Source organism: Trabulsiella odontotermitis (genome assembly GCF_030053895.1).
Classification (GTDB): domain Bacteria; phylum Pseudomonadota; class Gammaproteobacteria; order Enterobacterales; family Enterobacteriaceae; genus Trabulsiella; species Trabulsiella odontotermitis_C.
The window spans coordinates 4,522,381-4,535,945 of the sequence record NZ_CP125781.1 but is presented as its reverse complement, the minus strand read 5'-3'; the positions used below and the strand labels follow the sequence as shown (position 1 = coordinate 4,535,945).

11 protein-coding genes are annotated in these 13,565 nt (G+C 55.3%); 6 read left to right on the top strand and 5 right to left on the bottom strand.

What is annotated here, in order from left to right:
* Nucleotides 1-32: 32 nt before the first annotated feature.
* On the bottom strand, nt 33-2,228 hold the full coding sequence (priA, locus tag QMG90_RS21545) for a primosomal protein N' (RefSeq protein WP_283281816.1): 2,196 nt from the start codon (nt 2,226-2,228) through the stop codon (nt 33-35).
* 206 nt (nt 2,229-2,434) lie between these two features.
* Between priA and rpmE the strand changes: the two genes are divergently transcribed.
* The 3 genes from rpmE (at nt 2,435) to QMG90_RS21530 (ending at nt 5,283) form a co-directional block, all read left to right on the top strand.
* Nucleotides 2,435-2,647: a 50S ribosomal protein L31 gene (gene rpmE, locus QMG90_RS21540; protein ID WP_049847383.1), complete on the top strand. Its 213-nt coding sequence runs from the start codon at nt 2,435-2,437 to the stop codon at nt 2,645-2,647.
* A gap of 356 nt (nt 2,648-3,003) precedes the next feature.
* Entirely contained in the window at nt 3,004-3,684 is a 681-nt protein-coding gene (locus QMG90_RS21535) for an oligogalacturonate-specific porin KdgM family protein (RefSeq protein WP_283281813.1), read from the top strand.
* 75 nt (nt 3,685-3,759) lie between these two features.
* On the top strand, nt 3,760-5,283 hold the full coding sequence (locus QMG90_RS21530) for an MFS transporter (protein ID WP_283281812.1): 1,524 nt from the start codon (nt 3,760-3,762) through the stop codon (nt 5,281-5,283).
* Between the two features lie 82 nt (nt 5,284-5,365).
* Here the strand turns inward: QMG90_RS21530 and metJ are convergent, their stop codons facing one another.
* A complete protein-coding gene (gene metJ / locus QMG90_RS21525; RefSeq protein ID WP_038160250.1) occupies nt 5,366-5,683 on the bottom strand; it encodes a met regulon transcriptional regulator MetJ in 318 nt (105 codons plus the stop codon).
* 264 nt (nt 5,684-5,947) lie between these two features.
* On the opposite strand from metJ, the gene metB reads away from it, so the two are divergent.
* From metB to metF, 3 genes are all read left to right on the top strand, one after another.
* A complete protein-coding gene (metB, locus tag QMG90_RS21520) occupies nt 5,948-7,108 on the top strand; it encodes a cystathionine gamma-synthase (protein ID WP_283281809.1) in 1,161 nt (386 codons plus the stop codon).
* A gap of 2 nt (nt 7,109-7,110) precedes the next feature.
* Nucleotides 7,111-9,543, top strand: coding sequence for a bifunctional aspartate kinase/homoserine dehydrogenase II (locus tag QMG90_RS21515; protein ID WP_283281807.1), 2,433 nt, complete (start codon nt 7,111-7,113; stop codon nt 9,541-9,543).
* 214 nt (nt 9,544-9,757) lie between these two features.
* Nucleotides 9,758-10,648, top strand: a complete 891-nt coding sequence (gene metF, locus QMG90_RS21510) for a methylenetetrahydrofolate reductase (protein WP_283281805.1) — start codon at nt 9,758-9,760, stop codon at nt 10,646-10,648.
* A gap of 42 nt (nt 10,649-10,690) precedes the next feature.
* Here the strand turns inward: metF and gldA are convergent, their stop codons facing one another.
* The 3 genes from gldA to QMG90_RS21495 form a co-directional block, all read right to left on the bottom strand.
* Entirely contained in the window at nt 10,691-11,794 is a 1,104-nt protein-coding gene (gldA, locus tag QMG90_RS21505; protein WP_283281803.1) for a bifunctional L-1,2-propanediol dehydrogenase/glycerol dehydrogenase, read from the bottom strand.
* Between the two features lie 9 nt (nt 11,795-11,803).
* Nucleotides 11,804-12,466, bottom strand: a complete 663-nt coding sequence (gene fsa, locus QMG90_RS21500) for a fructose-6-phosphate aldolase (protein ID WP_283281802.1) — start codon at nt 12,464-12,466, stop codon at nt 11,804-11,806.
* A gap of 235 nt (nt 12,467-12,701) precedes the next feature.
* On the bottom strand, nt 12,702-13,562 hold the full coding sequence (locus QMG90_RS21495) for a helix-turn-helix transcriptional regulator (protein ID WP_283281800.1): 861 nt from the start codon (nt 13,560-13,562) through the stop codon (nt 12,702-12,704).
* Nucleotides 13,563-13,565: the final 3 nt, after the last annotated feature.

Genomic DNA, 13,565 nt, shown 5'->3' with positions numbered 1-13,565 from the left:
GAATTTCTCGATCTGGCTCGCAGGGAAAGGCCTTAGCCTTCAATCGGATCAACATCCAGCACCCATTTCACTTTGCGCGATTCAGGCAGCGTATTGATGAGCGCCAGCGTGCCACTCACGATATGTTGCAAGCGGATGCGGGAAGGGTGTTGTAGCAAAATTTGCCAGCGCCAGCGACCGCCGCGTTTTGGCGCCAGCGCGGGCACCGGGCCAAGCACCCACAGTTTGTCGTCCGCCAGCGGGCTTGCCTGAATCAGATTGCGCAACTGTTGCAGAAACAGCGGTGCCAGCTGGTTGTTATGATCTTCCGCGCGGATCAGTACGTGGCTGGTCCATGGCGGGAGCTGCATGGTCTGACGCTCGGCCAGCGCCTGTTGGGCAAAGGCGTCATAACCCTGATGCAGCAGCGTTTGCAGCAGCGGGTGTTCCGGGTGATGGGTTTGCAGGATCACCTCGCCCTGTTTCCCGGCGCGACCGGCGCGGCCGGAGACCTGAGTATACAGCTGCGCAAAGCGTTCCGCCGAGCGGAAATCGGCCGAGAACAGCGCGCCATCGACGTCCAGCAGCGCCACCAGCGTGACATCCGGGAAATGGTGGCCTTTCGCCAGCATCTGCGTACCAATGAGAATGCGGGCGCCGCCGCGATGCACCTCTTGCAGATACTTCTCCAGCGCGCCTTTGCGGCTGGTAGTGTCACGGTCAATGCGCGAGACGGGTACACCCGGAAACAGTGGCGCGAGCGCCTGTTCGAGTTGCTCCGTCCCCAGCCCGACCGACACCAGGTGGGTGGATCCGCACGACGGACACTGGCGTGGCACCGGACGCTGGCTGTCGCAATGATGGCAGCGCAACTGCTGTTGCGCCTGATGCAGTGTGTAATAGCTGTCGCAGCGCGGGCATTCGGCAATCCAGCCGCAGTCGTGGCACAGCAGCGCAGGCGCAAAACCACGGCGGTTCAAAAACAGGATCACCTGATTATTCGCCAGCAAATGCTGGCGCATGCGGCTCATCAGCGCCGGCGACAGCCCGGCCTGCAGCGGCTGGCCTTTAAGATCCAGCACATGCTGATTCGCCGGGCGCGCGTTCCCGGCGCGTTTTGTCAGGTTTAGCTGATGGTATTTGCGCTGGCGAACGTTGTGCAGGGTTTCCAGTGCGGGGGTCGCCGAACCGAGTACTATCGGGATTTGCTCGCTGTGCGCACGGTAGACCGCCAGATCACGGGCGTGATAGCGCCAGCCTTCCTGCTGTTTATAGGAGCTGTCATGCTCTTCATCGATGACGATGACGCCGAGATTTTTAAAAGGAGTAAATAAGGAAGAGCGCGTTCCGATGACGATTGCCGCTTCGCCGTTTTTGGCTTTCAGCCAGGCGGACAAGCGTTCGCTGTCGTTGAGGCCGGAATGCAGCACTTCCACAGGGGCGTTAAAGCGCTGGCGAAAGCGGGCGATGGTTTGAGGCGTCAGACCGATTTCCGGCACCATTACCAGCGCCTGTTTCCCCTGCGCCAGCACATTTTCCAGTACGCTCAGATAAACTTCGGTTTTGCCGGAGCCGGTCACGCCCGCCAGCAGCCAGGCGGAAAAACGATCCGCCGCGCTGTGGATGGCGCCAACAGCGGTGGCCTGCTCGGTATTGAGCCGCAGACGCTCGCCCGCCACCGCATATTCACTGTGCCAGTCGGCGAGTGGCGGCGTTTCGCTTGCCAGTTCGCACAATCCTTTTGTTCTCAGCGTTTGCAGTGTGGCGTCGGTAAACTCCAGATCTGCCACCTGATGGCGCCAGATTTTCCCCTGGCGAAGTGCGGCCAGCGCCTGCTGCTGTTTCGGCGAACGCTTCAGGCTATAAATGTCGATAGCCTGGCCCTGTTCCGTGGCGAACCAGTACCACAGCGGCGCATGGCTGGCCGGTTTGCCCTGGCGCAGCAGGACAGGTAACGCGTGGAAAAGCACATCACCAACAGGATGATGATAATACTCCGCAGCCCACAACAGCATTCCCCAGACGGTAGTGGTAAAGACGGATTCGCCATCCAGCACCTCAACCACGTTTTTCAGCTCAGCAAGCGGCAACTCGCTGTTGTCACTCACCGATACCACAATGCCGATTCGCTCCTGTTTGCCAAACGGCACGCGTACACGACACCCGGCTTTGGCGCTCATGCTGTCGGGCAGCAGATAGTCAAAGGTGCGGGGCAGCGGAACGGGCAAGGCAACGTGAGCAACGAGCATTGAATCTTCCTGACTTGAAAAGTGGCGCGTTAGTATACACATTACACGAAGGGGAAGTGCGGATCAGTTTGCATACGCTGGTTAAATTCTGTATCATTCGCCGCCTTTAATGCGAAATAGTCGCGTTAAACTACCTATATTATTAACATCGCGTGGTGTCCGGCGTTGGGGCTGGAAGAGCGACGCGGCCTTAACTGAGGTTTCCCATGAAAAAAGGTATTCACCCGAATTATGTAGAAATTACTGCAACTTGTTCTTGCGGTAATGTGATCAAAACCCATTCTACCGTGGGTCACGATCTGAACCTGGACGTGTGCAGCAACTGCCACCCGTTCTACACTGGCAAGCAGCGTGATGTTGCAACCGGTGGTCGTGTTGACCGCTTCAACAAGCGTTTCAGCATCCCGGGCAGCAAATAAGTTTTGCTCCCAGAAAAAAGCGCCGCAAGGCGCTTTTTTTGTGTCCGCTTTTCCTCCTGTCACGGTCCTTTCCTGTCTTTGTAGTGAAACTGTTATAAAACCGTTCATTTTTATTAATTGAAACGATGTTTCTCATTTTATGATAAATTGTTTTTATTATTGATCTCCGTCTTTGTAATCTTTCGTTTTCTGCCATCAATTTTATTTTGTGGCAAAATTTAAAAGGTTTTTATGATGGCGCTGCCATAAAGTTCATGACGCTACTCAATTCTATAATCAGACTTTGTGATTTTCACTTCGGTGTAAATCACAGGTTTATTCTATTGCTGGGATCTCACTTTTTGAGAGGGTTGGTCATGAAATTAAAATATGTCTTATTACTTATTTCAGTATTATCCTGTGCCGCGCATGCTGGTTACGTTGATTACCGCCATGAATATTACGATGACGGACGTAACTATGACCGTGTTTATATGTCCCATCGTTTTGCAACAGGATTCGGTGTTGCGGTAGAAGCCATTTCTCGTTCCGATGATGCACAGTCTAATAGTGCCTGGAATAATATGGAAAGTAATGGTAACGAGTATACGGCAAGCTATCAGTTCACCTGGCAGGATCTGGTCTGGCAGCCTGGCGTTGCGGTTGAAACAGGCGATAACATCACGATCTATAAGCCTTATATCCGCGTACAATACAACATTAACGATAGCTGGTGGACCGCATTCCGCTATCGCCAGGAATATGCACGCAGGAACGCTGATGGCAAAGATGACCGTATGGTGTACCGGCCTGAAGCCTGGCTCGGCTATAACGTCGCAAACTGGATGTTTGAGCTGAATGGTATTTATAAAATTGCCGATAGCGAAGATTTATATAACAACAAAAAAGAAGATTACGAATATAACTTCCGCGTTGCTTATAAATTTGGCTCCTGGGTTCCCTTTGCTGAAATTGGCAACGTCTCTTCCGGCTATAACACCACCACGACATCCGATCGACAAACCCGTTATCGCGTAGGGATTGGTTATAACTTCTGACCCGTGATGCTATTAAATAACGAGTAAGTTACGACACTGTATCTGGTTCTATTGCGTATATAGCAGGAAAGAAAAATGAATAAGCGCAAAATTGGTATTATCAATTACCTGGCCTATGGTTCAGGGGATTGTCTGGGCGCAGGGACGACAGCGCTCACCGCAGCATGGTTACTTTATTTCTACACAACGTTTTGCGGATTAACGCCGATAGAGGCGACTTTTATTTTTGCCATGGCAAGAATACTGGATGCCGTGGTAAGTCCGCTGATGGGGTATCTTACCGATAACTTTGGCAATACGTGGGCAGGAAAGCGTTTTGGTCGCCGCAAGTTCTTTATTTTACTGGGCATTCCCTGTGTTTTTTCATACAGCCTGATGTGGATGGGCGATATGGGGTACTGGTATTATCTGGTGACGTATCTGCTGTTTGATGTGGTTTACACAATGATTCTGGTGCCTTATGAAACACTGGTGCCGGAAATGACCGATGATTTCAAACAGAAAACCAAATTTTCCGGCGCACGTATCGGTATGGCGCAATTGTCGGCGATCCTCGCGGCGTTTCTGCCGGGCGTATTGCTGAACCACTTCGGTAAAGACAACGCGATCTCCTTCTTCTACGCCAGCCTGGTGTTCTCCATCATGTGTGCCATCGTGCTGACGCTGGTGTGGTGCTTTACCTGGGAACGTGATCGTAGTGAGGAAGAGCTTGCTGCTCAGGCGCAAAAACTGACCCTCGGTCAAAGCCTGCATCGACTGATCATTGAACTGAGTTCAACATTCCGCATCCGCATTTTCCGTCAACATCTTGGCATGTACCTGGGTGGCTATATTGCGCAGGATGTCTTTAACGCCGTGTTTACCTACTACGTGGTGTTTGTGTTGATGCAAAGTCCGACGCTGGCCTCTGACCTGATGGGAACCATGGCTATCCTGCAATTTATCGCGGTAATGGCGATGATCCCGCTGTGCATCCGCTTTGGACAGGCGCCTTCGTACCGGGTGGTGGTCACGTTGTTTGGCCTGAGTGCGCTGTCCTATGCCGGGCTGTATTATAGCGGGATGAGCGACAACTACTCACTGTTGCTGCTTATCTCCGCCATTGCCGGGCTGGGCCGCGGCGGCATCAACTATATTCCGTGGAATATCTATACCTATATTGCCGATGTCGATGAAGTGGTCACCGGTCAGCGTCGCGAGGGGATTTTCGCCGGAATAATGACGCTGACGCGCAAAGCCTCGCAGGCTGGTGCGGTCATGCTGGTGGGTATCGTCATGCAGCTTTCCGGATTTGTGTCGGGTCAGCCAACACAGGTACCCGGCGTGAGCCACACCATCCTGATGATCCTCAGTGTCGGTACCGTCTGCGTATTGCTGATTGGCTTTCTGATCTCTCTGAAGTTCCGCCTGAACCTCAAAACACATAGCGTGTTGCGTGAAGAAACCCTGAAAATGCGTGCGGCGGGTCGCCTGACGCCGGAGGCTATCACTCCGCAAGCGCGTCAGACAGTAGAGATGCTGGCAGGTATGCCTTACGAGAAGCTGTGGGGTAACAATACGATTGGTTATCTTAATCGGCAGAAGGCGCTACAAAGCTAACAGGTGATATTTGCCCGGTGGCGTTGCGCCGCCGGGCATGGATGACTGACATTATTGGCCGATACTCACCGCCATCAGCGCATCAGTATTCCCACGTCTCCGGGTCGATTCCCAGTTCGCGCATGATCACTTTCGCTTCTTCCGGAATTTCATCACTACGCTCTTTACGCAGGTCAGCATCGTCAGGTAGCGGTTGACCGGTGAAGGCATGCAAAAACGCTTCACACAGCAGTTCGCTATTGGTGGCGTGACGCAGATTGTTCACCTGACGACGGGTACGTTCATCGGTGAGGATTTTTAACACCTTCAGAGGAATGGAAACCGTAATTTTTTTTACTTGCTCACTCTTCTTACCGTGCTCAGCGTATGGGCTGATATATTCGCCGCTCCATTCAGCCATGAGATACCTTAATCCTGTCAGTCATTAATAAAGGGCCAGAAGCTGTCGCTCAGACCATAAACGTGCGTATTTTACCGTAGAGGCGAAGCCGTGACACGGGGAAAGCCTCCACAGTTGTGCGCTAATGCATATAATTTTAACGGCTATTTGTCGTTTGCTCAATCTATACGCAAAGACATTTAGATGTCCAGATGTATTGACGTCCAATGTGGCAGTGGTTACTCTGTGCCCTGACCTTCACCGATTAAGCCAGGAAGCCCAGACATGACGCGTAAACAGGCCACTATCGCAGTGCGTAGCGGGTTAAATGACGACGAACAGTACGGTTGCGTCGTCCCGCCGATTCATCTCTCCAGCACCTACAATTTCACCGGTTTTAATGAACCCCGCGCGCATGACTACTCGCGCCGCGGCAACCCGACGCGTGATGTCGTCCAGCGGGCGCTGGCGGAGCTGGAAGGCGGCGCGGGCGCGGTACTGACTAACACCGGCATGTCGGCTATCCACCTGGTGACCACCGTTTATCTTAATCCTGGCGATCTGCTGGTCGCGCCGCATGACTGTTATGGCGGCAGCTATCGTCTGTTTGACAGCCTGGCGAAACGCGGGTGCTACCGTGTTTTGTTTGTCGATCAGGGCAATGACGCGGCGCTGAAAGCGGCGCTGGCAGAAAAACCGAAGCTTGTGCTGGTAGAAAGTCCAAGCAACCCATTGTTGCGCGTCGTCGATATTGAGAAAATCTGTCGTCTTTCGCGTGAAGCCGGGGCGATTAGCGTGGTGGATAACACCTTCTTAAGCCCGGCGTTACAGAATCCGCTGGCGCTGGGCGCCGATCTGGTTCTGCATTCCTGCACGAAATACCTGAACGGCCATTCCGATGTGGTGGCGGGCGTGGTGATTGCGAAAGATCCGGACGTGGTCACTGAACTGGCCTGGTGGGCCAATAATATTGGCGTCACCGGCGGCGCGTTTGATAGCTATCTGTTATTACGCGGGTTACGTACGTTGTCGCCACGTATGGAAGTCGCTCAGCGTAACGCACAGGCGATTGTTGATTATCTGAAACAGCAACCGCTGGTGAAAAAGCTGTATCATCCGTCTTTGCCGGAAAACCAGGGGCATGAGATCGCGGCGCGTCAGCAGAAAGGTTTTGGCGCGATGCTGAGTTTTGAACTGGATGGCGACGAGCAAACGTTGCGCCGTTTCCTGAGCGGTCTGTCGCTGTTTACGCTGGCGGAATCGCTGGGCGGCGTTGAAAGCCTGATCTCCCATGCCGCGACCATGACGCACGCGGGTATGGCACCGGAAGCGCGTGCTGCCGCGGGCATTTCCGAGATGTTGCTACGCATCTCTACAGGTATTGAAGACGGTGAAGATTTAATTGCCGATCTGGAAAATGGCTTCCGGATCGCAGCAGAGGGGTAAACATGAGTGTGATTGCGCAGGCAGGGGCGAAGGGTCGTCAGCTGCACAAATTTGGTGGGAGTAGTCTGGCGGATGTGAAGTGTTACCTGCGTGTCGCGGGCATCATGACGGAATATTCGATGCCGGGCGATATGATGGTTGTCTCTGCGGCGGGCAGCACCACCAACCAGCTGATCAGCTGGCTGAAATTAAGCCAGACTGATCGCCTCTCTGCGCATCAGGTTCAGCAAGCGTTGCGTCGTTACCAGACCGAGCTGATTAGCGGTCTGCTCCCTGCCGCGATTGCCGATGGCATGATCAGCGAGTTTATCCACGATCTCGAGCGTCTGGCGGCGCTGCTCGACAGTGGCGTGACCGACGCGGTGTACGCGGAAGTGGTTGGCCACGGCGAAGTGTGGTCTGCGCGTCTGATGTCCGCCGTTTTGCGGGAGCAGGGGCTGGACGCCGTCTGGCTGGATGCGCGTGAATTCCTGCGCGCTGAACGTGCTGCGCAACCGCAGGTGGATGAAGGCCTCTCTTATCCACTGCTGCAACAACTGCTGGCGCAACATCCGAATAAACGTCTGGTGGTGACCGGGTTTATCTCACGCAACAATGCGGGGGAAACGGTGTTGCTGGGCCGTAACGGTTCCGACTATTCCGCCACCCAGGTTGGCGCGCTGGCGGGCGTTTCCCGCGTCACCATCTGGAGCGACGTCGCCGGGGTGTACAGCGCCGACCCGCGTAAAGTTAAAGATGCCTGTCTGCTGCCGCTGCTGCGCCTGGATGAAGCCAGCGAACTGGCGCGTCTGGCCGCGCCGGTTCTGCATGCGCGTACCCTTCAGCCGGTTTCCGGCAGTGATATCGATCTGCAACTGCGTTGCAGCTACACGCCGGATCAGGGCTCGACGCGTATTGAACGCGTGCTGGCGTCGGGTACCGGCGCGCGCATTGTCACCAGCCATGACGATGTGTGCCTGATTGAATTCCATGTGCCAGCCAGCCAGGACTTCAGACAGGCGCATAAAGATATCGATGTCATTCTCAAGCGTGCGCAGATGCGTCCGCTGGCGGTGGGCGTTCATGCCGATCGCCAGTTGCTGCAGTTTTGCTACACCTCAGAAGTGGTCGACAGCGCCCTGAAACTGCTTGATGAAGCCGGGCTGCCAGGCGAGCTGCGTTTGCGTCAGGGGCTGGCGCTGGTGGCGATGGTTGGCGCAGGCGTCACCCGTAACCCACTGCACTGCCACCGTTTCTGGCAGCAGCTGAAAGGCCAGCCGGTGGAGTTCACCTGGCAGTCGGAAGAGGGGATCAGCCTCGTCGCGCTGCTGCGTACCGGCCCGACGGAGAGCCTGATCCAGGGGCTGCACCAGTCGTTGTTCCGTGCCGAGAAGCGCATTGGCCTGGTGTTGTTCGGCAAAGGCAATATCGGTTCCCGCTGGCTGGAGTTGTTTGCCCGCGAACAGAGCACGCTCTCGGCGCGTACCGGGTTTGAATTTATCCTCGCCGGGGTGGTGGATAGCCGACGCAGCCTGTTGAATTACGACGGGCTGGATGCCAGCCGGGCGCTGGCGTTCTTCAACGACGAAGCGATCGAACAGGATGAAGAATCCCTGTTCCTGTGGATGCGCGCGCATCCGTATGACGATCTGGTGGTGCTGGACGTCACCGCCAGCGAGCAACTGGCCGATCAGTATCTCGATTTTGCCAGCCATGGTTTCCACGTCATCAGCGCCAATAAACTGGCGGGTGCCAGCTCCAGCAATAAATACCGCCAGATCCACGACGCGTTTGAAAAAACCGGCCGTCACTGGCTGTATAACGCGACTGTCGGTGCCGGTTTACCGGTGAACCATACCGTACGTGATTTACGTGAAAGCGGCGATGTGATCCTGTCGATCAGCGGTATTTTTTCCGGCACGCTGTCGTGGTTATTCCTGCAGTTTGATGGCACCGTACCGTTTACCGATCTGGTTGATCAGGCGTGGCAGCAGGGGCTGACCGAGCCGGATCCGCGCGTTGACCTTTCAGGGAAAGACGTGATGCGCAAACTGGTGATCCTGGCGCGTGAAGCGGGCTATGACATCGAACCGGATCAGGTTCGCGTTGAGTCACTGGTACCTCTGCATTGCGAAGAGGGATCTATCGATCACTTCTTTGAGAACGGTGACGAACTTAACGAGCAGATGCTGCAGCGTCTGGAAGCCGCGCAGGAGCTGGGGCTGGTTCTGCGTTATGTCGCGCGTTTCGACGCCAATGGCAAAGCGCGCGTCGGTGTTGAAGCGGTTCGCGCCGAGCACCCGCTGGCTGCGCTGCTGCCGTGCGATAATGTCTTCGCCATCGAAAGCCGCTGGTATCGTGATAACCCGCTGGTGATCCGCGGTCCGGGCGCCGGACGTGACGTCACCGCAGGCGCGATTCAGTCAGATATCAACCGCCTAGCGCAACTGCTGTAATTCTCCGTTCTGATGCCCTCTTCTTGCGGGAGAGGGCATACTTTCCGCTTCCCTCATCATGAACTTTTTTCAACTTGCCTGAAATTTCCTCAGCCTTCATCGTGATATTTCAGTTGACGGCATCCCGCTTTTCCGTCACTTTTACATCTGGACGTCTAAACGTATAGAAGTTCGAAACACAACACATAACGACATGAGATTGATGAGGTAAGGTATGAGCTTTTTTCACGCCAACCAGCGGGAAGCCCTGAATCAGAGTCTGGCAGAACTCCAGGGCCAGATTAACGTTTCGTTTGAATTCTTTCCGCCGCGCACCAGTGAAATGGAGCAAACCCTGTGGGCCTCAATCGATCGCCTGAGCAGCCTGAAGCCGAAGTTTGTCTCCGTTACTTATGGCGCGAACTCGGGTGAACGCGATCGCACGCACAGCATCATTAAGGGCATTAAAGAGCGCACCGGGCTTGAAGCGGCACCGCATCTGACCTGTATCGACGCCACGCGCGACGAACTGCGTACCATCGCGCGGGATTACTGGAACAACGGTATTCGCCACATTGTCGCGCTGCGCGGCGACCTGCCGCCCGGCAGCGGCAAGCCGGACATGTATGCGTCTGACCTGGTCGCTCTGCTGAAAGAGGTGGGAGATTTTGATATTTCCGTCGCCGCGTACCCGGAAGTCCACCCGGAAGCGAAAAGCGCGCAAGCGGATCTCATCAACCTGAAGCGTAAAATCGACGCGGGCGCTAACCGCGCGATCACCCAGTTTTTCTTTGATGTCGAAAGCTATCTGCGTTTTCGCGATCGTTGCGTGGCGACCGGTATCGATGTGGAAATCGTGCCGGGGATCCTGCCGGTCAGTAACTATAAACAGCTAACGAAATTCGCCACCATGACCAACGTCCGCGTACCGAAGTGGATGGATGCGATGTTTGAAGGGCTGGACGACGACGCAGAGACCCGCAAGCTGGTGGGCGCTAACATCGCTATGGATATGGTGAAGATCCTCAGTCGTGAAGGGGTGAAGGATTTCCACTTCTATACGCTGAACCGCGCCGAAATGAGCTACGCGATTTGCCACACGCTGGGTGTTCGCCCGGGCGTCTGAATCACGAGCGTACGTGCCTGAAGCACGTACGCTATATCGGCATTATTCCCAGTTATGCAGGCATTGCTGACCAAACTGGTCGGCAACCAGCAGCGCCGCATAGACCTGATCGGCCGTGACATCGCCTGGCATGTTGTGGATGGTTTCGCCTTCCGCACACGCCGCTTCCGCCACAATGCGCATTTTGGTCGGAATATCGTCTTCAATATCCAGCCCTGCCAGGGTGATCGGCAACCCAACGGCGTAACAAAGCGCGGCGACGGTCTCCAGCTCCTCCTGCGGCGCGTTTTCCAGCACCAGTTGCGTCAGCGTACCGAACGCGACTTTTTCACCGTGGTAGTAGTGATGAGCGTCAGGGATCGCCGTCAGCCCGTTGTGAATGGCGTGCGCCGCGGCCAGTCCACCGCTCTCGAAACCGACACCGCTGAGGTAGGTGTTGGCTTCGATGATGCGTTCCAGCGCCGTGGTGACGACATGTTTTTCCGCCGCCAGCATCGCTTTTTCCGCTTCTTCAATTAGCGTGTTGTAGCACAGTTCGGCGAGCGCCAGCGACGCCTGGGTGCACTTGCCGCCTGCCATGGTGGTCGCGCCGCTGCGGGCGCAGGCGCGCGCTTCAAACCAGGTCGACATCGCATCGCCGATACCGGACGCCAGCAGGCGTGAAGGGGCGCCTGCCACAATTTTGGTATCGACAATCACCAGGTTCGGGTTGTGCGGCAGCATCAGGTAACGATCGAACTCGCCGGCATCGGTGTAGATCACCGACAGCGCGCTGCACGGAGCGTCAGTGGAGGCGATGGTCGGCGCTATCGCCACGGGAAGCCCCATAAAATGCGCCAGCGCTTTGGCGGTATCCAGCGTTTTACCACCGCCAATGCCTAACACGGCGCTGCACTCTGCGCGGCTGGCGATGTCCCGCAGACGATCAATTTCGTTTTGCGAACATTCACCGCCAAACGGCGCAATTTCACAGCTTAACGCGGCATCTTCGAGGCTCTTGCGCAGCGTGGCTTCGGCAAAGCCCAGAACAAACTTATCGCCCACGACCAGCCAACGATCTGCCATCGGTTTGAGATAATCACCAAGGCGGGTAAGAACATCTGCGCCCTGAACATATTTGCCAGGTGACTGAATGATTCTGTCCATACTCACTCCTTAAAGGTTGAGATTGCCAAATGCGTTTTTCCAGTCCTGCTCAAATTTCTCAATTGCCGACTCTACCGCAGGTGTGCCGAGCATTTGTTGCGCTACATCTAAGGGAAGGGTGATTGCTTCGCAGCCCGCGAGTAAACAGTCGAGCGCCTGGCGTGGCGTTTTGAAGCTGGCAGCCAGCACTTTGCTTTGCGGGGCATGAAGCGCCAGCAGCGTTTGCAGCTCCTGCACCATCTGAATACCACTGCCGCCCTGCGCATCCACACGATTGACGTAAGGCGCGACATATTTTGCCCCGGCCAGTGCGGCCAGCAAGCCCTGCGCGGCGCTGTACACTGCGGTGCCGAGTGTTGGGATGCCTTCGCTTTTCAGCAGTTTGATCGCTGCCAGGCCTTCCGCAGTAACCGGAATTTTTACGATGATGCCCGGCTGCGCATTATTCAGCCGTTTGGCCTCAGCGACCATGCCCGCCGCGTCACGGCTCATGGTCTGGGCAAACAGCGTTCCATTTTCGCCGATTGCGTTTTGCAGCCGGGGCAGCAGTTCCCACAACGGCTCTTTACTGGCAGCAACAATGCTCGGGTTGGTGGTGACCCCGGCCAGCGGATAAATACGGGCAAGGCGTTCAACTTCGGCGACGTTCGCGGTATCGAGATAGAGTTCCATGATGTTTCCCCTTTAATAGTGATGCAGACAGGATAGAGCTGCGGGCACGCTCCCGCTATCTGACAAATCTGCCATGCGCTGGACAAATGTAATGTCTGATACGAAGTGTGATATTCATCGCAAATTATGGCGAGGCAGGATGAAACAAGAAGTGGGGATATAAAAGACCGGCGGGTTCAGCCCATGAGCGTACAAAAATCCAGTGAATCGCGTTTTCCTCTTCCCGCGATGTCACTCACTCCGCGCCGGTTTTCTTTTCCGTCAACTGACTGTGGTACTGGCGACGATACTCCGACGGTGAGCGTTCGGTATTTTTACGGAACAAACGGCAGAAATAGTTGCTGTCGACAAAACCGCAGGCGTGCGCCACCTCTTTCACCTTCAGGTCATAGCCCTTCAGCAACGCTCTGGCATGCTCCAGACGCGTATGGTTCAGATACTCATTAAACCCCATTACGCCGCTTTTCTGAAACAGGTGCGACAGATAATTGGGCGAGATATAAAACGCCTGCGCCACCGACTCGCGGGTGAGCGGTGATGCGTAGTGAGTGTCGATGTGTTCGCGGATAGCTTCAAACAGCGCCTGGCTGCGCGACGCCGTTTGTATCTGACTGCCCAGCAGATCGGCGCAATGGCTCAGCAGGCTGACAATGATGAGTCGGGCGGTAGATTGCTCATGCGGCTGCATCAGCATTTCATTGAGCGCCTGCAGTAAAAAGGAACCCACGCGCGGCCCGCGACGGGCGACGTTCTCTTTATTCAGGTTATGCAGTGCCGCGCCATCCCAGTGCTGAACGCTGAAACCAAGCTGCTGTTTGCCAAATAAAATGCTTAACGTGGTGACCGGTTCGCGCCACTGCGGGAAATTCCAGCCCCCGGCGGGCACGAACAATACATCATTCTCAGTCATCAGCGCCTGTTCCCCGACAATGCCGGAATCCAGCAACTGGCCCTCGACAACCATCTCCAGGCGAGGAAAAGGAACCTGATACGCAACGTCAGGAATTGCGCCAGTGGTGCTGGCAAAAAAGACATGGTGCAGCAGCGTGGGGCTGTTGATGATCCGTGACAGGAGATAGCTGATGTCGTGGCGCATGAT

Bases quoted from the DNA above. Each gene is read 5' to 3' on its own strand.
- QMG90_RS21495 (WP_283281800.1), bottom strand. From the start codon at position 13,562: ATGCGCCACGACATCAGCTATCTCCTGTCACGGATCATCAACAGCCCC.
- priA (WP_283281816.1), bottom strand. From the start codon at position 2,228: ATGCTCGTTGCTCACGTTGCCTTGCCCGTTCCGCTGCCCCGCACCTTT.
- QMG90_RS21515 (WP_283281807.1), top strand. From the start codon at position 7,111: ATGAGTGTGATTGCGCAGGCAGGGGCGAAGGGTCGTCAGCTGCACAAA.
- metJ (WP_038160250.1), bottom strand. From the start codon at position 5,683: ATGGCTGAATGGAGCGGCGAATATATCAGCCCATACGCTGAGCACGGT.
- metB (WP_283281809.1), top strand. From the start codon at position 5,948: ATGACGCGTAAACAGGCCACTATCGCAGTGCGTAGCGGGTTAAATGAC.
- QMG90_RS21530 (WP_283281812.1), top strand. From the start codon at position 3,760: ATGAATAAGCGCAAAATTGGTATTATCAATTACCTGGCCTATGGTTCA.
- metF (WP_283281805.1), top strand. From the start codon at position 9,758: ATGAGCTTTTTTCACGCCAACCAGCGGGAAGCCCTGAATCAGAGTCTG.
- rpmE (WP_049847383.1), top strand. From the start codon at position 2,435: ATGAAAAAAGGTATTCACCCGAATTATGTAGAAATTACTGCAACTTGT.
- QMG90_RS21535 (WP_283281813.1), top strand. From the start codon at position 3,004: ATGAAATTAAAATATGTCTTATTACTTATTTCAGTATTATCCTGTGCC.
- gldA (WP_283281803.1), bottom strand. From the start codon at position 11,794: ATGGACAGAATCATTCAGTCACCTGGCAAATATGTTCAGGGCGCAGAT.
- fsa (WP_283281802.1), bottom strand. From the start codon at position 12,466: ATGGAACTCTATCTCGATACCGCGAACGTCGCCGAAGTTGAACGCCTT.